15 protein-coding genes are annotated in these 17,529 nt (G+C 64.1%); 5 read left to right on the forward strand and 10 right to left on the reverse strand.

Features of this window, described 5'->3' with window-relative positions; translation table 11 throughout:
* Window positions 1-9: 9 nt before the first annotated feature.
* The 4 genes from AC1DN9_RS18925 to argA form a co-directional block, all read right to left on the reverse strand.
* Complete coding sequence (locus AC1DN9_RS18925; RefSeq protein ID WP_478102866.1) at window positions 10-1,158, reverse strand: PilT/PilU family type 4a pilus ATPase; 1,149 nt, start codon at window positions 1,156-1,158, stop codon at window positions 10-12.
* Window positions 1,159-1,239: 81 nt separating this feature from the next.
* Window positions 1,240-2,064 (reverse strand): 2,3,4,5-tetrahydropyridine-2,6-dicarboxylate N-succinyltransferase, encoded by an 825-nt coding sequence (gene dapD / locus AC1DN9_RS18930; protein ID WP_478102868.1) that lies wholly within the window; start codon window positions 2,062-2,064, stop codon window positions 1,240-1,242.
* Between the two features lie 8 nt (window positions 2,065-2,072).
* Complete coding sequence (gene dapC / locus AC1DN9_RS18935) at window positions 2,073-3,272, reverse strand: succinyldiaminopimelate transaminase (protein ID WP_478102869.1); 1,200 nt, start codon at window positions 3,270-3,272, stop codon at window positions 2,073-2,075.
* Between the two features lie 152 nt (window positions 3,273-3,424).
* Window positions 3,425-4,771: an amino-acid N-acetyltransferase gene (gene argA / locus AC1DN9_RS18940; protein WP_478102871.1), complete on the reverse strand. Its 1,347-nt coding sequence runs from the start codon at window positions 4,769-4,771 to the stop codon at window positions 3,425-3,427.
* A 136-nt stretch (window positions 4,772-4,907) separates the two neighbouring features.
* Here argA and hrpA point away from each other — a divergent pair, with 136 nt between their 5' ends.
* On the forward strand, window positions 4,908-8,693 hold the full coding sequence (gene hrpA / locus AC1DN9_RS18945; RefSeq protein WP_478103035.1) for an ATP-dependent RNA helicase HrpA: 3,786 nt from the start codon (window positions 4,908-4,910) through the stop codon (window positions 8,691-8,693).
* A gap of 48 nt (window positions 8,694-8,741) precedes the next feature.
* Here the strand turns inward: hrpA and AC1DN9_RS18950 are convergent, their stop codons facing one another.
* From AC1DN9_RS18950 to lptF, 6 genes are all read right to left on the reverse strand, one after another.
* Complete coding sequence (locus AC1DN9_RS18950; protein WP_478102873.1) at window positions 8,742-8,900, reverse strand: DUF3309 family protein; 159 nt, start codon at window positions 8,898-8,900, stop codon at window positions 8,742-8,744.
* A gap of 110 nt (window positions 8,901-9,010) precedes the next feature.
* Window positions 9,011-10,168, reverse strand: coding sequence for a pyridoxal phosphate-dependent aminotransferase (locus tag AC1DN9_RS18955; RefSeq protein ID WP_478102875.1), 1,158 nt, complete (start codon window positions 10,166-10,168; stop codon window positions 9,011-9,013).
* A gap of 11 nt (window positions 10,169-10,179) precedes the next feature.
* Window positions 10,180-11,121 (reverse strand): CysB family HTH-type transcriptional regulator, encoded by a 942-nt coding sequence (locus AC1DN9_RS18960; protein ID WP_478102876.1) that lies wholly within the window; start codon window positions 11,119-11,121, stop codon window positions 10,180-10,182.
* A gap of 64 nt (window positions 11,122-11,185) precedes the next feature.
* Window positions 11,186-11,554 (reverse strand): sirohydrochlorin chelatase, encoded by a 369-nt coding sequence (locus AC1DN9_RS18965; RefSeq protein WP_478102878.1) that lies wholly within the window; start codon window positions 11,552-11,554, stop codon window positions 11,186-11,188.
* Window positions 11,555-11,566: 12 nt separating this feature from the next.
* Window positions 11,567-12,673, reverse strand: a complete 1,107-nt coding sequence (lptG, locus tag AC1DN9_RS18970) for an LPS export ABC transporter permease LptG (RefSeq protein ID WP_478102880.1) — start codon at window positions 12,671-12,673, stop codon at window positions 11,567-11,569.
* Window positions 12,670-13,776 carry an LPS export ABC transporter permease LptF gene (gene lptF, locus AC1DN9_RS18975; RefSeq protein WP_478102881.1) on the reverse strand — a complete coding sequence of 369 codons (1,107 nt, stop codon included), beginning with the start codon at window positions 13,774-13,776 and terminating at the stop codon, window positions 12,670-12,672. Before lptF ends, lptG begins: the two co-directional genes overlap by 4 nt.
* A gap of 21 nt (window positions 13,777-13,797) precedes the next feature.
* Between lptF and AC1DN9_RS18980 the strand changes: the two genes are divergently transcribed.
* From AC1DN9_RS18980 to AC1DN9_RS18995, 4 genes are all read left to right on the forward strand, one after another.
* A complete protein-coding gene (locus AC1DN9_RS18980; protein WP_478102882.1) occupies window positions 13,798-15,303 on the forward strand; it encodes a leucyl aminopeptidase in 1,506 nt (501 codons plus the stop codon).
* The gene (locus AC1DN9_RS18985; RefSeq protein WP_478102884.1) at window positions 15,300-15,737 is read left to right on the forward strand and encodes a DNA polymerase III subunit chi; all 438 of its coding nucleotides are present in this window, start codon (window positions 15,300-15,302) and stop codon (window positions 15,735-15,737) included. Before AC1DN9_RS18980 ends, AC1DN9_RS18985 begins: the two co-directional genes overlap by 4 nt.
* Window positions 15,737-16,156, forward strand: a complete 420-nt coding sequence (locus AC1DN9_RS18990; RefSeq protein WP_478102885.1) for a hypothetical protein — start codon at window positions 15,737-15,739, stop codon at window positions 16,154-16,156. The genes AC1DN9_RS18985 and AC1DN9_RS18990 overlap by 1 nt, the downstream gene beginning before the upstream one ends.
* 121 nt (window positions 16,157-16,277) lie before the next feature.
* Window positions 16,278-17,495: a branched-chain amino acid ABC transporter substrate-binding protein gene (locus AC1DN9_RS18995; protein WP_478102887.1), complete on the forward strand. Its 1,218-nt coding sequence runs from the start codon at window positions 16,278-16,280 to the stop codon at window positions 17,493-17,495.
* Window positions 17,496-17,529 lie beyond the last annotated feature (34 nt).

Below are 17,529 nucleotides of genomic sequence, written 5' to 3' on the forward strand. Positions count from 1 at the left end.
GCAGTTGGCTCACAGACGCACGTCGAGCGTGATGTCAGTGAATGTGGGTTCCTCGACCTGGTCGAGGATGGAGCGTTCTTCGTGCCGCGCGGCGGGTGCCTTGCGGTTCTGCAGGCGCCACATCAGGTTGGTCGGCGAATCGGCTTGCGCCAAGCCTTCCTCGCGGGTGACGAGATTTTCGGTGATCAGGCGGGCGATGTCTTCCTCGAAGGTCTGAGACCCTTCGGCCATGGACTGCTCCATGGCTTCCTTGACCGCCGAGAAGTCGCCCTTGCCGATGTGTTCGGCCACCAGCGCGGTGTTCAGCAGCACTTCGAGCGCCGGCACGCGCGCGCCGTTCGGCGTGCGCAACAGGCGTTGGGCGACGATGGCGCGTAAGGCGCCGCCAAGGTCCCCCAGCAGAGTGGCCCTCACTTCCACCGGATAGAAGCTCAAGATCCGGTTCAGCGCCCGATAGCTGTTGTTGGCGTGCAGCGTGGCGACGCAGAGGTGGCCCGATTGCGCGTAGGCGATCGCGGCCGTCATCGTCTCGCGGTCGCGGATTTCGCCGATCTGGATCACGTCGGGTGCCTGGCGCAACGCGTTCTTGAGCGCGATCTGGAGCGACTGCGTGTCGCTACCCACGTCGCGCTGGTTCACCATCGACTTCTTGTTGGTGAAGGTGAATTCGATCGGTTCCTCGACCGTCAGGATGTGGCCGGTGGCGTTCTCGTTGCGGTAGTCGAGCATCGAAGCCAGCGTGGTGCTCTTGCCGGCGCCGGTCGAGCCGACCATGAGGATGAGTCCGCGCTTTTCCATCACGAGCGTCTTGAGAATCTCGGGCAGGTTCAGGTCTTCGAAGGACGGAATGACCGAGGCGATGTGCCGCACCACCACGGCATAACTGCCCCGCTGGCGCATCGCGCTGATGCGGAAGTTGCCGGCGCCGTCGAGGCCGATCGCCATGTTGAGCTCGCCGGTGCGTTCCAGCTCGGCGATGCGGCTTTCGTGCACGACTTCGGCCAGCAGGCTGAGGGGGGCTTCGGGTGGAAGCACCTGCGCGTTGATCGGCATGCAGTTGCCGTTGATCCGGATCAACGCCGGAGAGTTGGCCGAAAGGTAGATATCAGACGCCTTGCGTTCTGCCATCAAACGAAGAATTCGCTCCATCGTGTTCATCGGCTCTCTCTCCTCGACTCTTGGTTGTAAAACTGGCCTCGCATCGGGCCGCCCCCTCAGGCGGCCGTCCGCGTATTTTTCTTAGTCGCGCAGCAAATCGTTGAGCGAAGTCTTTGCGCGGGTTTGCGCATCGACGCGCTTGACGATGATTGCTGCGTACAGGCTGTACTTGCCGTTGTCCTTGGGCAAGGTGCCGCTGATGACGACCGAGCCTGATGGCACGCGGCCATAGGTGACTTCGCCCGTGGTGCGGTCATAAATCGGCGTGCTCTGGCCGATGTAGACGCCCATCGACAGCACCGAGTTTTCCTCGATCACCACGCCTTCGACCACTTCGGAGCGCGCACCGATGAAGCAGTTGTCCTCGATGATGGTCGGGCCGGCCTGCAGCGGCTCCAGCACGCCGCCGATGCCGACGCCGCCGGACAGGTGTACGTTGGCGCCGATCTGCGCGCAGGAGCCGACGGTGGCCCAGGTGTCGACCATGGTGCCTTCGCCGACATAGGCCCCGATGTTCACGTACGAAGGCATCAGGATCGCGCCCTTGGCGATGTAGCTGCCGCGGCGCGCGACGGCCGGCGGCACGATGCGCACGCCGGCTTCCTTCAGTTCGCCGGCCGACAGGTGCGAGAACTTGGTCGGCACCTTGTCGTAGAAGCCGAGCGAGCCGGCCTGCATCTGCTCGTTGTCACGCAGGCGGAACGACAGCAACACGGCCTTCTTGATCCACTGGTGCACGGTCCATTGACCGACGCTTTCGCGGGTTGCGACGCGCAGGGTGCCGTTGTTGAGATCGGCGATCACGTGCTCGACCGCATCGCGGACTTCCTTCGGCGCACTGGTGGCGGAGATGTTGGCGCGGTCTTCCCACGCGGCGTCGATGATCTGCTGGAGTTGTTGGGTCATGGAAAAGCTCAGTTCTGGATGAATTTCACGATGCGCTCGGCGGCTTCTGTGCACTCGGCCGTATCGGCTACCAGCGCCATCCGGATGCGCCCGCGGCCGGGATTGGTGCCGGCCACGTCGCGGGCGAGATAGCTGCCGGGCAGCACCGTCACATTGTATTGAGCGTAGAGCGCCCGGGCGAAGGCCGGGTCGTCGCCTTGCCACGAGGCAGGGACGCCGGCCCAGAGATAGAAGCTCGCGTCGGGCAGGCGCATGTCGAGCACCGGCTCGAGCAGCGGCGTCACGGCGGCGAACTTGGCACGGTATTGGGCACGGTTCTCGACCACGTGGGCTTCGTCGTTCCAGGCGGCGATGCTGGCCGCGGCCACCGTGCCGCTCATCGCGCTGCCGTGATAGGTGCGATAGAGCAGGAAGGACTTGATGATGGAGGCGTCACCCGCCACGAAGCCGCTGCGCAGGCCCGGCACGTTGCTGCGCTTGGACAGCGAGGTGAGGGCGATGAGGTTGCGGAAATCGCCACGACCAAGCTTCGCGGCCGCTTCGAGTCCGCCCAGAGGCGGTTCGTCGCGGAAGTAGATTTCGCTGTAGCACTCGTCGGCGGCGATCACGAAGCCGTACCGGTCCGACAGGGCGAAGAGCTTTTGCCACTCGTCCAGCGGCATCACGGCGCCGGTCGGATTGCCGGGCGAGCAGACGAACACGAGCTGCGTGCGCGCCCAGACGTCCGCCGGCACGCTGTCCCAGTCGACCGCGAAATTGCGCGACGGCACGCTGGGCACGTAGTACGGCTCGGCGCCCGACAGGAAGGCCGCGCCTTCGTAGATTTGATAGAACGGATTGGGCGACAGCACCACCGGGGTCGGCGATCGGGTCGCATCGACGACGGTCTGGGCCAGCGCGAAGAGCGCCTCGCGCGATCCATTGATGGGCAGCACCTGGGTGGCCGCGTCCAGGTCCAGCCCGTAACGGCGCTGCAGCCAGCCGGTGAAAGATTGGCGCAGCTTGAGTTCGCCGGCAGTCGCCGGATACACCGCGAGGGCGCCCAGGCTGTTGGAGAGTGTCTCCTTGATGAAGGAGGGCGTCGGATGCTTGGGCTCGCCGATGCCCAGGCTGATGGGCGCGAATTCGGGGTTCGGCGTGACGCCCGCAAAAAGTTGGCGCAGCCGCTCGAAGGGGTAAGGCTGCAGTTTGGCGAGCAGGGGATTCATGGGCTCGAATTATCAGGGAGCGTGGGTAGCAAAGTGCCAACTGATTCGACCCTCCGGGGAACACCGCGGAACCGGCTTTGCCGGGCCGCCGGTGTTGCCCCCGGCAGGGGGTTGGCGAAGCGACACGAAGTGCGCGGAGCCTGGGGGCGAGCTCAAAGTTTCTTGACCAGCACCAGGCTCTTGCGGTCCCAGTTGTACTTGCGCTTGCGCGCCTCGGGCAGCCAGTCGGGATTGACCTGCTGGAAGCCCCGCTTCAGGAACCAGTGCATGGTGCGCGTCGTCAGCACGAAGATGCTTTCGAGTCCCTGGGCCTTGGCGCGCTGCTCGACGCGCTTGAGGATGCGCTCGCCGTCGCCCTGCGCCTGCGACTGTGGCGACACGGTCAGCGCCGCCATTTCGGCCGTCTTGGCTTCCGGATAGGGATACAGCGCCGCGCAGCCGAAGATCACGCCGTCGTGCTCGATCACCGTGTACTGGCCGACGTCGCGCTCGATTTCCGTGCGGCTGCGCTTCACCAGCGTGCCGTCGCGCTCGAAGGGCTCGATCAACTGCAGGATGCCGCCGATGTCGTCCGCCGTCGCTTCTCGCAGCGATTCGAGCTTTTCGTCGATCACCATGGTGCCAATGCCGTCGTGCACGTAGACCTCCAGCAACAGCGATCCATCCACGCTGAACGGCAGGATGTGGTTGCGCTCGACGCCGGCCTCGCAGGCCTTCACGCAATGCTGCAGATAGAAGGCTGCGTCCGTCGGTCGCTGCGGCCGCGAGAGGGTGGCGAGCAGCTTTTTCGCCTCGTCGAGCGGCAATTCGGTGTCGACCGGGTTGTCTTCGCTGACTGGCAGGCTGGTGTCGACCGGAATGCCCGGAATCTCGGTCAGGAAGATCAGCTTGTCCGCCTGGATCGAGATCGCCACGCTGGTCGCGACTTCTTCCATGGTCAGGTTGAAGGCTTCACCGGTCGGCGAGAAGCCGAAAGGCGACATCAGCACCATCGCACCGAATTCAAGCGCGCGGCGGATTCCGGCGGCGTCGACCTTGCGCACGAGACCCGAGTGCTGGAAATCGACGCCGTCGACCACGCCGACCGGCCGCGCGGTGATGAAATTGCCCGAGATCACGCGGATCGTCGAGCCTGCCATCGGCGTGTTGGGCAGGCCTTGGCTGAAGGCGGCCTCGATCTCGTAACGCAGTTGCCCCGCGGCTTCCTGGGCGCAGTCCAGCGCGACCCCGTCGGTGATGCGGATACCGTGCGAGTACTTCGCCTCGTGGCCCTTGGCATGCAGTTGTTCGTTGACCTGGGGCCGGAATCCGTGCACCAGGACCACCTTGACACCCATGCTCTGGATCAGCGCCAGGTCCTGCGCGATGTTCTGCAACTTGCCGGCTGCAATCGCCTCGCCGGCCATGGCGACCACGAAGGTCTTGCCACGGTGCATGTGAATGTAGGGCGCGACCGAGCGAAACCAGGGCACGAAAGTGAAGTTGAAGACGGTGGACATTGGCAGGAGCAAGAGGACGAAAAGGCCGGTCGCAAGATAATCGGCGATTTTCCCCGAACTGCCCGCCTTGTCTTCGTCTCCTCTTCGAATCGAGTTCCCTGAATCCCTGCCGGTGTCGGCCCGGCGCGACGAAATCATGGCCGCCATCGACGCGCACCAGGTCGTGATCGTCTGCGGCGAGACGGGTTCGGGCAAAACCACCCAGTTGCCAAAGATTGCCCTGGCGCTGGGTCGGGGCAAGCTCAACGCGCCGCCCGGCAAGGGCCGGCTGATCGGCCATACGCAGCCGCGCCGCATCGCCGCTTCGTCCGTCGCCAAGCGCATCGCCGAAGAATTGAAGACCCCGCTGGGCGATGTGGTCGGCTTCAAGGTGCGGTTCCAGGATCGCCTGTCGCGCGATGCGTCGGTCAAGTTGATGACCGACGGGATCCTGCTGGCGGAAACGCAGACCGATCCGCTGCTCAAGGCCTACGACACGCTCATCATCGATGAGGCGCACGAGCGCTCGCTCAACATCGACTTCCTGCTGGGCTACCTGCGCGAAATCCTCCCGCGCCGGCCGGACCTGAAGGTGATCGTGACCTCAGCCACGATCGATGCCGATCGATTTGCGCAGCATTTCGCCTCGGCGAAGGGGCCTGCGCCGACGATCATGGTGTCGGGGCGGACCTATCCGGTGGAGCAGCGCTACCGGCCCTTCGAGGAATCGCGGGACTACGACCTCAACGATGCCATCGCCGACGGCGTCGACGAACTCTGGCGCGATCCGCACAACGCCGGCGACATCCTCGTCTTCCTGCCCGGCGAGCGCGAAATCCGCGAGGCGGCCGACCATTTGCGCAAGCACCTGAGCCACCAACCGGTGATGCGCAACGCCGAAGTGCTGCCGCTGTTCGCACGGCTCTCCCAAGCAGAGCAGGATCGCATCTTCGACGGCCACACCGGCCGGCGGATCGTGCTGGCGACCAACGTTGCCGAAACGTCGCTGACCGTGCCGGGCATTCGCTACGTCATCGACGCCGGCACGGCGCGCGTCAAGCGCTACAGCTTCCGCAGCAAGGTCGAGCAGTTGCTGGTCGAGCCGATCAGCCAGGCCGCGGCCAACCAGCGCGCGGGACGCTGCGGCCGGGTGGCCGACGGTATTTGCATCCGCCTGTACGACGAGAAGGACTTCGAGGGCCGGCCGCGCTTCACCGACCCGGAAATCCTGCGCTCATCGCTGGCGGGCGTGATCCTGCGCATGAAGTCGCTGCACTTGGGCGACGTCGAGCGCTTTCCCTTTCTGGAAGCGCCGCAGCGGCGCGCGATCGCCGACGGCTATCAGTTGCTCAACGAACTGGGCGCCGTGGATGACGCCAATGAGCTGACGGCCACCGGCGCAGAACTGTCCAAGCTGCCGCTCGATCCTCGGGTGGGGCGGATGATCCTGGAGGCGCGCGCGCGCGGCGCGCTGGAAGAAGTGCTGGTGATCGCGAGCGCCTTGTCGGTGCAGGATGTCCGCGACCGGCCGATGGACGCCCAGCAGCAGGCTGACCAGGCACATGCCAAGTTCGACGACGAGAAGAGCGAGTTCAGCGGCTATCTGCGCCTCTGGAAGTGGATTCACGACGCGCGCGGCGGCCATGGCGACACGCACAAGCTCAGCAACCGGCAGTACGAACAACTGCTGCGCCAGAACTTCATCAACGTCCGGCGCGTGCGCGAATGGCGCGATATCCATTCGCAGTTGCTCACGGTGGTGACGGAGCACAAGTGGCGCATCAACGCCCAGCCAGCCGGCTACGAGGCATTGCATTTCTCGATGCTCTCGGGCCTGCTCGGCAATGTCGGCTGGAAGCTCGAAGACGACGAGGCCTACCTCGGTGCGCGCGGCATCAAGTTCTACCGGCATCCCGGCGCGCATCTCAAGAAAAAGCCCGGGCGCTGGATCGTCTGCGCGGAACTGGTCGAGACCACGCGCCTCTTCGGCCGCGGCATCGCGAATATCGAGCCGCAATGGCTCGAGCAGGTCGCAGGCCATCTGCTGAAAAAGCAATTGCTCGATCCGCACTGGGAGAAGAAGGGCGCACAGGTTGCCGCGCTGGAACGCGCCACGCTCTACGGCTTGGTCGTCTACAGCGGGCGGCGTGTCGATTTCAGCAAGGTCGACCCTGTCGCCGCGCGCGAGATCTTCATGCGTGAGGCGCTGGTCGGTGGCCAGTGGGAGAGCAAGCTGCCTTTTCTCGCCGCCAACCGCAAGTTGGTGCGGGAGGTCGAAGGGCTGGAGCACAAGTCGCGGCGGCAGGACGTGTTGGTCGACGACGAACTGATCTACGCCTTCTACGACGCCCAACTACCGCCGGATGTGTCGAGCGGCATCACTTTCGAGAACTGGTACCGCGCGCAGTCGAGGGCCCAGCCACGGCTGCTCTACCTGACGCGCGACGAACTGATGCGGCACCAGGCCGCCGGCATCACCACGCAATCGTTTCCGCCGACCCTGCGACTGGGCGGCGTGGACTGCGCGGCGACCTATCTGCACGAACCGGGCGACGCCAAGGACGGGCTGACAGTCGCCGTCCCACTCTTCGTCCTGAACCAGGTGAGCGAAGAGCGTTGCGAATGGCTGGTGACCGGCATGCTGAAAGACAAAGTCCAGGCGTTGCTCAAGAGCCTGCCGCAGAAGCCGCGCGCCCGGCTGGTGCCGCTGCCTGAATCGGCCGCTCGCTTGGCGGATGAACTTTCCGCGGCCGAGGTCTTCGGCCACGGATCACTGACCGACGTCCTGCTGAAGCGCGTGCGCGACCACACCAGCCTCGATGTGAAGCGCGCCGACTTCAAGCTCGACATGCTGCCGCCGCACCTGTTCATGAACCTGCGTGTGGTCGACGAACACGGCCGCCAGCTTGGCATGGGCCGCAACCTCGGAGCCTTGAGGGCGGAACTGGGGGCACAGGCGCGAGGTGCTTTCCAAGCGTTGGCAGGGCTCAACGTCAAGGCCGCGCCGGCGCGGCCATCAGCTGCGGAGGGCGATGGCCAGGAGAAGAATTCGGAAAGACCGGACGTCCCTGCGGCGACGCCGGCCTTGCCAGCCGGGCAGCGCTACACGGCATGGGCCTTCGGCGAATTGCCGGAGCTCATGGAAGTGCGGCGAGGTTCGCAATCGCTGATCGGCTTCCCCGCGCTGGTCGACGGCGGTGACGCTGTGACGATCGAAGTCTTCGACGAGCCCGCCGTGGCAGCCGCGAAGCACCGCCACGGGCTGCGCCGCCTCTTCGCGCTGCAGATCAAGGACGCGCTCAAGTACCTCGAGAAGAACATTCCCGATCTGCAGAAAATGGCGGTCGCATACATGCCGTTGGGCACGTCCGAGGAACTGCGTGCGCAGATCATCGACGTGGCGCTCGACCGCGCGTTCATTCAGGACCCGTTGCCGACCGACGAGGCCGGCTTCAAGCGGCGAGTGGACGAGGGGCGCGGGCGACTCACGCTGATCGCCAACGAGGTTGCGCGGCTGGCGGGTGTCATCCTGGCCGAATACGCCGTCGCCGCGCGAAAGATCAAGGACACGAAGAATCAGCCCACTGCCACCGCCGATGCCATGCAGCAGTTGCAAAGGCTGGTCGGCAAGCGATTCATTGCCGATACGCCATGGCCGCGCCTGCAGCATTTCGCGCGCTACCTCAAGGCGATCACGCTGCGGCTCGACAAGCTGCGAGGCGATCCTGCGCGCGATGCGCAGCGCCTGGCCGAGCTTCGGCCACAGGAGCAGCGCTACTGGCGCCTGTTTGCGGAGCGCAAGGGCGCGGTCGACGAGCGGATGGGTGAATTCCGCTGGTTGCTCGAAGAGCTGCGAGTGAGCTTCTTCGCGCAGGAGCTGCGCACGCCGCAGCCGGTGAGCGTGAAGCGGCTCGACAAGCTCTGGGTACAACTCGAAAGCTGAAAAAAAGCCCGCCGAAGCGGGCCTTGCCGGCGGATGCCGCGGCTGGATCTATATCCGTCCCATGAGGAGCAGCACGACCACGACCAAGAGCACCAGGCCCAAGCCACCGCTGGGACCATAGCCCCAGCTGCGGCTGTAGCCCCAGCTCGGCAGCGCGCCCACCAGCATCAGGATCAGGATGATCAGCAGAATCAGTGAAAGTGACATGGACTTCTCCTAGGGCAGGATGTTTGCAGGAGTCCATGGTCCTTGCTGGCGGTCGAATCCATCGCCGGAAGGCGCCCCCTCCGATGGTCAGGACTCTCCTACCGTTCGTGTCAGAGCCGCGCCAGTCGGTCCAGGGCGGTTTGCAGCGTTTCGTCCTTCTTGGCGAAGCAGAAGCGCACAACGCGCTGGTCGAATGCGTCGCCGTAGAAGGCTGACAAGGGGATGGCGGCCACGCCGATCTCGCTCGTCAGCCAAAGGCAGAAGTCGGATTCGTTCAGGTCGCTCACCGCACTGATGTCGACGCATTGGAAGTACGTGCCGGCGCTCGGCAGCAGCTTGAGCCGCGTCTTCGCGAGCCCTGCGGCGAACAGGTCGCGCTTGCGCTGGTAGAAGGCCGGCAGCTCGAGGTAAGGCGCTGGATCGGCCATGTAACTGGCAAGCGCATGCTGCATCGGCGTGTTGACGGTGAACACGTTGAACTGATGCACCTTGCGGAACTCGGCCGTCAGCGATGCGGGTGCGGCCACGTAGCCGACCTTCCATCCGGTGACGTGATAGGTCTTGCCGAAGCTGCTGACGATGAAGGTGCGCGCGGCAAGGTCGGGAAAGCGGGCCACGCTTTCATGGCGAGCGCCGGTGTAGACCATGTGCTCATACACCTCGTCGCTGATCACCAGGACGTCGGTCGGCGCGAGCAACTCTTCGAGGCGGCGCATTTCGGCCTCCGTCCACACGGTGGCGCTCGGATTGTGCGGCGTGTTGACGATGATGGCGCGCGTGCGCGACGTGATGGCGGCAGCGATCTTGTCGAAGTCGGGCCGGAAGGTTCCGGGCGTGAGCGGCACGCGCACCACGGTGCCGCCGGCCAGTTCGATGTTGGGCACGTAGCTGTCGTAGCAGGGCTCCAGCACGATGACCTCGTCGCCCGGCCGCACCACGGCGAGGATGGCCGTGATGATGGCCTGCGTTGCACCCGCCGTGATGGTGATCTCGCTTTGCGGGTCATAGCTGCGGCCGTACAGCGTTGCGACCTTCGCGGCGATCGCCTCGCGCAGCGGAAGGATGCCGGGCATCGGCGGGTACTGGTTGTGGCCCGCGGCCATCGCATCCGTCACCGCCTGAAGCAGCTTGGGATCGCAGCCGAAGTCCGGGAAGCCCTGACCGAGGTTCACCGCGTTCTTTTCGGTCGCGAGCGCCGACATAACGGTGAAGATGGTCGTGCCGACGGCGGGCAGCTTGGTCTCGACTTGGGGTGTGCGGGCGGTCACGGTACGGGTGCTCACAGTTCGTAGTCTTGATGATGACCGCTCAATGCCTTGGCGATCAGGTTGCGATCGAGCCGGTCCGAAAGCAGCTCGGCGAATTTGAAGACGAAGTTGCGCAGGTAGGCGCTGCGCTTGAAAGCGACGCGGGCGATGTTGACGCCGATGATGTGACCCATCGGTCGCACCACCAGGTCGGCGTTGGAGTCGTCGCGTACCGCCATCTCGGCCACGATGCCCACGCCGAGACCGAGCCGCACATAGGTCTTGATCACGTCGGAATCGATGGCTTCCAGCGCGATGCGCGGGGTCAGTTTCTTCTGCGCGAAGGCATGGTCGATGCGCGTGCGGCCGGTGAACGAAGGGTGGTAGGTGATGATCGGCTCGGAGGCCAGGTCTTCGAGCGAGATGCGCTCCTTGTCCGCCAGCGGGTGCTCCTTGGGCAGCACCAGCACGTGCTGCCATTCGTAGCAGGGCATCGTCACGAGTTCGGTGTAGTCGGAGAGCGACTCGGTCGCGATGCCGATCTCGGCGATCTCGTCGATCACCATGCGAGCCACCTGATCGGGCGAGCCCTGGTGCAGGCTCACGTTCACTTTGGGATAGGCCTCGCGCAGCTTGGCCACCGGGACCGGCAACACATAGCGCGCTTGTGTGTGGGTCGTAGCGATGGAAAGAGTGCCGCTATCCTGAGCGCTGAACTGTTCGCCGATGCGTTTCAGGTTGCCGACTTCGCGCATGATCAGTTCGATGCTGGCGAGCACATGCTGTCCGGGCTCGGTCACGCGCTTCAGGCGCTTGCCATGACGCGCAAAGATTTCAACGCCCAGTTCTTCTTCGAGTTCGATGATGGCCTTGGACACGCCCGGCTGCGAGGTGTGTAGCGCCTTGGCGGCTTCCGTCAGATTGAGATTGCGCCGCACCGCCTCTTGAACGAACTTGAATTGGTGAAGATTCATAACAAATTCCGTCTTATTTAGGAATTCATTATGCCTTCGGAATCTATGAAAAATCAGCTGGGGATCAGGATTCCAGTGACTTGCGGGCGAGGAGTTCGATCACTTCAGGCTCTTCGCCGACCGCACCCGCGAGCACGAAAGCCACATCGCGATGCAGCGCACGCATTTCATCGAGCAGGCGGGGAAGATCCTCGCGCACATGCCGGCCCATGCCGAGGAAAAGCGGCACCACCCGGATCGCCGTGGCGCCGTCGCCGATCAGTGTGGCCGCCGCGGTGCGGAGGTCGGGGGCGATCAGTTCAAGATAGGCGCATGCGACCTTCACCGACGGATCGAGCGCGGCAACGCGCCGGGCCACGGCCTCCACCGGGGCGCGCCAGCGTTCATCGCGCGAACCGTGCGCGAACAGGATGATGCCGCGAGAGGCCTGCATCGTCGCTGCGTGCTAGCGCCGCAACACCAGCCACGTGAAGGCGGCGAGCGACATCACCGAGTAGATCAGCCCGGGTGCGGCCGCCGTCATCCAGGGCAGCCAGTTGCCGAGGTTGCCCAGATAGCCGAAGACGTTGTTCAGCAGGAAGAAGCTGATGCCGATCATCACGCCGACGAAGACGTAGGTCGTGATACCCGACTGGCGGAAATGAAGGTAGGCAAAGGGCAATGCCAGCACGATCATCACGAGGCATGAGAGCGGATAGAACACCTTGCGCCAGAACTCGATCTCGTAGCGTTGCGCCGTCTGGCCGTTGGCATCGAGATGTCGGATGTAGTCGAACAAGTCGAGCGTCCGCATGCGATCCGGGCGAAGCAGGGCGACCGACACCATTTCCGGCGTGAGCGAAGTCGGCCATTCGACCATCGGGATCTTCGTCGTGATGATGCGGGCCTGGTCGACGCCGCGCGTGTCGTATTCCTGACGCTCGACGTCGACGAGTGTCCAGTGGCCGTCTTCGGCGCGCGCCGAGGCGGCACTCACTTGCGAGGTGATGAACCCTTTTTCGTCGAACTCGAAGATGCGCGGGTCTTTGAGCGTGCCGTTGCGCTCCATCGTGGCGACGTTGACCGCGAAGGAGATGTCGCCTTGCCTTTCCTTCAGCCACGCGCCGGTGTTGCCCACGAGCGAATAGGCATTCTGAAAACGCGCCTTGAGCAACTGTGCAGTCCGGTCGGTGAAAGGCGCGACATAGTCTCCGACCGCGAATGTCAGGATGACGAAGCCCAAGCCCAGCAAAAGCAGGGTTCGCAACGCACGCCAAGGGCCGAGCCCGCTGGTCCGCAAGATGGTGAATTCGGAACTCTGCGCAAGCCGTGCCATGACGAAGATCGTGCCGATCAGCACGGCGATCGGCAGCAATTCGTAGAGGTGGCTGGGAATCAGCATCGCCACGTAGGCAAGGGCCTGAGCCGCGGTATAGCCAAGCGTTTCAGGTCTGCCGATGGACTGCAGTTCGTCGACGAAGTCGAAGAAGAAGAACAGGCTCAGGAAACCGAGCGCCACGAAGCCCACGGACCTCATGACCTCCACGTAGATCAGACGACGGATTGTTTTCACGCGTTGGGTGTCTTTGCGGGCCGGGCGCGGCGTGCCATGAAGCCCCAATTGAAATGTCGTTTTGTGAGCCAGAGGAGGCCGAACGCCAGCGCGCCGCCATGGAGCGCGAGCATGAACCCACCCACGCTGTACTTGCCTGAACTCACCCAGTTCTGCCCCAGGTTGAGCATGTTGTAGTAGAGGATGAAGGCGAACAGCGCAAAAAGGTAGTTGCCGCTGCGGCCGACGCGCGGATTCACGCTGGAAAGGGCCAGCGCGAGAATCACGAAATTCGCCGCGCCAAACAGCATGCCGACACGCCAGGCGAATTCGCCCAGGTTGTCGCGCGTCGGGTCGCGCAGCAGGGTCAGGGTGGTGCGAGTGCGCACGGGGGCAGCGTCAGGCGAATCGCTTCCGCTGCCACCGACCTTGGCGCCATAGGTGTCGAATTCGCTGATCTTGATGCCGTCGGTCGGGGTGAGCGGCCGTTCCAGCCGTTGTCCGTTGCTCAGCAGCAAATATCGCTTGCCGTCGATGTCTTCCATGTGGCCGCGACGCGCCGACGTGATGATGTGCAGATTGCGTTCGATCGAAGAGATGAAGACGTTGTTCGCCGTGGCGCTGTCAGGCGCATCCTTGTCGATGAAGAACACGCGCAGCCGGCCGGCGGACTCGCGGAATTCGCCGGGCGCCACTCGCTCGATGTCGCTGCGGCTTTCGTAGCGCTGGCGCATGCCGTCGGTCTGCGAATTGGCCCACGGCCAGCCGACCAGGGCAAATAGCGCGACCAGCAGCAGGATCGGCCATGCGAAGCCGAAGAGTGGGCGCAAGAAGGCAACCAGCCCGCGACCGCTGGAAAACCAGATCGCCATCTCGCTGTCGCGGTACATGCGCGACAGCGTGCCGACGATCGCAATGAACAGGCAGAGACTCAGGATGGTGGGCATGTAGCCGAGCACCGTGTAGGTCATCACAAGGAAGACCTCGGAGGGATTCACGCTGCCCTTGGACGCCAATCCGAGCGTTCGGATCAGCATCATGGTCATCACGATGGTGACCAGCACCACCAGGGTGGCACCGAAGGTGCGTGACAGCTCCTTGCGTATGGAGGAATGGAATAACATCGTCTTGGGAAAAAAAGGATTATGGACTTTCAACTCAAGACCCTCTCCATCGCCCAGGCCGCCACCGAGAAAACGGACGTTCTCATCGTCCTCGTGGCTTCCGCAATCGGCACCTCCAAGGACGCACTCTCCACCCTGATCGCCGACGCCCGCAAGGCCGGCGACCTGCCCGACAAGGCCGGCAAGCTGCTCGCGCTCTATCGCCCGGCCGGGGTGTCCGCACCGCGCTTGCTGCTGGTTTCGCTGGGCGACGGCAAGCCGGCGTCGGTCCGGACGGCGGTGACTGCGGCCATCGGCGCGGCCAAGGGGTCGAACCCCAAGCGCGTGACTGTCGTGGCCGCGCAGGCCATCGATGCGGCCGGGCTCGGCAGCGCGGTGATCGCGGCGGCTGACGCCAGCTACGTCTATGGCACCACCAAATCCAAGGCCGAACTGAGGACGATCCGGCAACTGAGCTTCGGCGTGACGGATGCGGCGCCGCTGCGTCAGGCTTTCGATGAGGCGGCCGCCACGGTCTCAGGCATCGAGTTGGCCAAGGAGTGGGCGAATCGCCCGGCGAACTACTGCACGCCGACGATGTTGGCGGGCGTCGCGCAAGAACTCGCGAAGCTCCCGAACGTGAAATGCGAGGTGCTCGGCCCCAAGGAGGTCGCAAAGCTCGGAATGGGCGCGTTCTCGGCGGTGGCCCAAGGCTCGGCCGAGCCGCTGCGCTTCATCGTCCTGCGCTATCACGGCGCGCCCAAGAACCAGGCGCCCGTCGTGCTGGTCGGCAAAGGCATCACTTTCGACACCGGCGGCGTCTCGCTCAAGCCGGCCGCCGAAATGGACGAGATGAAGTTCGACATGTGCGGCGCCGCCAGCGTGCTGGGTGTGTTCCGTGCACTTGGCGATATCCAGCCCGCGATCAACGTTGTCGGCCTCATCCCTTCGTGCGAGAACATGAACGACGGGCGGGCCGTCAAGCCGGGTGATGTCGTGACCAGCATGGCGGGGCAGACGATCGAAGTGCTCAACACCGATGCGGAAGGCCGGCTGATCCTGTGCGATGCGCTGAACTACGCCAAGCGGTTCGAGCCCGCCGCTGTCATCGACATCGCCACGCTGACGGGCGCTTGCGTGATCGCGCTGGGTGGCGTGCGCAGCGGCCTGTTCTCGAGCGATGACGCGTTGGCGACGGCCTTGGGCGCCGCCGGCGAGGCCGCGCTCGACCGTTGCTGGCGCATGCCGCTCGATGACGACTATGCCGAAGGCCTCAAGAGCAACTTTGCCGACGTGGCCAACATCGCCGGTCGTGCGGGGGGTGCAATCACCGCCGCCAAGTTCCTTCAGCGATTCACCTCCGATTTCCCGTGGGCCCACCTGGACATTGCAGGCACTGCATGGAAGAGCGGGGCGGCCAAGGGTGCCAGCGGTCGGCCGGTCGGCTTGCTGTTGAACTACCTGATGACCCGGAGCCGCGAAGATGTCGCGAAGGCTGCGCCACGCAAGGTCGTGAAGGCCGCAGCGAAGGGGCGGGCGAAGAAGTGACTGAGATCGACGGCCACTACAACATGCCGGACAAGGTGAGCTATGCCTGCCGTTTGCTGCGGAAGGCCGTCAGCGCTCACGGCGCGCGCCTGGTGGTGATGGCCGATGCGGCGACGCTGGACGCCATCGACCAGTCGCTATGGACGCTGCAGCCGAGTGAATTCATCGCTCATTGCCGTTGCGACGATGACGCTCACGTCGTGACGCGTTCTCCGGTATTGCTTGCTGAAAGTGGCACAGCATCGCTGCCGGACCGCCCCATCCTCGTGAATCTTGGTGCCGACCTGCCGGTGAGGTTCGAGCGGTTCGAGCGGCTGATCGACATCGTCGGCAGCGACGAAGCCGACAAGCTGGCGGGTCGGGCGCGTTGGCGGCACTACAAGGATCGCGGTTACGCCATCCGCACCTATCCTTATGCCGGGAGTGCGAACTGATGGTGTCCACGCAACGCACGCCGCCGCGTTTTGTTCCTACGCTGACCACGGTGGTCGAAGAAGCGCCGCAGCCAGCGCCTGTTGCTGAAGATGCGGCGCCTGTCGAGGTTGTGCCCGCTACGGTGGAGCCCTCGCAAGCCGTCGCGCTGAGCCCCGAGGTCAGGCTTTCGGAGGCCAGCGCCTTCCGCCTCGAAGAGCAATTGCTGCACCGCGTGCTGCAGCGCGTCGACCTGCAGATGGAGGAGCGATTGAGCGATGTCGTGTCAGCTGCCGTTCAGCACCACCTCGACACCATGATCCCCGGTCTGCGCAAGGAAATCGAAGCGGTACTGCGTGCGCTGGTCAGCGAATCGCTGTCTCATGAGCTTTCGGAAAACCCAGGGTCTACGCCAACTTTCGGCCCTCATTCCTTGGGCTAAACTGCGCGCCAGGTCGAAAAGCGCGTGGGCGCTGAGCTTCGCGGCGCGATACTTGCTGAGTTAAAGCGCCCGGATCCAAAGACCGGTTTTCAACTCTACTTATTAAGTTCTGGAGGTTCCCATGCAATTGAAATGGACTGCGGTCGCTCTGGCTGCCATCGCGCTTGTGGCCTGTGGCAAGAAGGAAGAAGCCGCCGCTCCGGCCGCTACCCCCGCGCCGACCGCAGCGGCACCCGCACCGGCAGCACCTCCGGCTGACGCACTCGTCGTGAAGATCGGCCACGTTGGGCCGACCAGCGGTGCCATCGCCCACCTCGGCAAGGACAACGAACTCGGCGCACGCATGGCCATTGAGGACCTCAATGCCAAGGGCGTGAAGATCGGCGACAAGGTCGCCAAGTTCGAACTGCTCGCCGAAGACGACGCAGGCGATCCCAAGCAAGGCACGGCAGTGGCACAGAAGCTGGTCGACAGCAAGGTCAACGGTGTGGTCGGTCACCTGAATTCGGGCACGACCATCCCGGCCTCCAAGCTCTACAGCGACGCCGGCATTCCACAGATCTCGCCGTCGGCGACCAACCCCAAGTACACGCGCCAAGGCTTCAAGACCACGTTCCGCGTGGTGGCTGACGACACGCAACTCGGTGGCACGCTGGGCAAGTACGCGGTCGAAACGCTCAAGGGCAAGAACATTGCCGTGATCGACGACCGCACCGCTTACGGCCAGGGCGTCGCCGAAGAATTCGAAAAGGCCGCAAAGGCTGCCGGCGGCACGATCGTCGGCCACGAATTCACGACCGACAAGTCGACCGACTTCAACGCCATCCTGACCAAGCTCAAGGGCACCAACCCCGACGTGCTGTTCTTCGGCGGCATGGACGCCGTGGGCGGCCCGATGCTCAAGCAGGTCAAGCAGCTTGGCATGACCGTCAAGTTCATGGGCGGCGACGGCCTGTGCACCGCAGAACTGGCCAAGCTGGCTGGCGATGCCATCGGTGAAGACATGGTCGTGTGCGCCGAAGCTGGCGGTGTCGAAGGCGACTTCAAGGCACCTCTGGAAGCCTGGAAGACCAAGTTCAAGGAAAAGAATGGCGTCGAAGTGCAGATCTATGCACCGTACGTCTATGACGCCGTGAACGTGCTGGCTGCAGCCATGGAAAAGGCCGGATCTTCCGATCCCGAGAAGTACCTGCCTGAAATCAGCAAGATCGAATACAAGGGCCTGACCGGTCCGATCTCGTTCGACGAAAAGGGCGACATCAAGAACGGTGCGCTGACGCTGTACACCTACAAGAATGGTACGCGTACGCAAATCGCCGTGGTGCGCGGAGCGAGCTGAGCGCTCACACGCCACATCTGAAAAAAGGGCCTTC

The organism is Variovorax sp. 05L425 (assembly GCF_056397705.1).

Coding starts and splice junctions, on each gene's coding strand:
- dapC (WP_478102869.1), bottom strand. CDS start 3,272: ATGAATCCCCTGCTCGCCAAACTGCAGCCTTACCCCTTCGAGCGGCTG.
- AC1DN9_RS18960 (WP_478102876.1), bottom strand. CDS start 11,121: ATGAATCTTCACCAATTCAAGTTCGTTCAAGAGGCGGTGCGGCGCAAT.
- dapD (WP_478102868.1), bottom strand. CDS start 2,064: ATGACCCAACAACTCCAGCAGATCATCGACGCCGCGTGGGAAGACCGC.
- AC1DN9_RS18980 (WP_478102882.1), top strand. CDS start 13,798: ATGGACTTTCAACTCAAGACCCTCTCCATCGCCCAGGCCGCCACCGAG.
- AC1DN9_RS18990 (WP_478102885.1), top strand. CDS start 15,737: ATGGTGTCCACGCAACGCACGCCGCCGCGTTTTGTTCCTACGCTGACC.
- AC1DN9_RS18995 (WP_478102887.1), top strand. CDS start 16,278: ATGCAATTGAAATGGACTGCGGTCGCTCTGGCTGCCATCGCGCTTGTG.
- AC1DN9_RS18925 (WP_478102866.1), bottom strand. CDS start 1,158: ATGAACACGATGGAGCGAATTCTTCGTTTGATGGCAGAACGCAAGGCG.
- AC1DN9_RS18950 (WP_478102873.1), bottom strand. CDS start 8,900: ATGTCACTTTCACTGATTCTGCTGATCATCCTGATCCTGATGCTGGTG.
- lptF (WP_478102881.1), bottom strand. CDS start 13,776: ATGTTATTCCATTCCTCCATACGCAAGGAGCTGTCACGCACCTTCGGT.
- hrpA (WP_478103035.1), top strand. CDS start 4,908: ATGGCCGCCATCGACGCGCACCAGGTCGTGATCGTCTGCGGCGAGACG.
- AC1DN9_RS18965 (WP_478102878.1), bottom strand. CDS start 11,554: ATGCAGGCCTCTCGCGGCATCATCCTGTTCGCGCACGGTTCGCGCGAT.
- argA (WP_478102871.1), bottom strand. CDS start 4,771: ATGTCCACCGTCTTCAACTTCACTTTCGTGCCCTGGTTTCGCTCGGTC.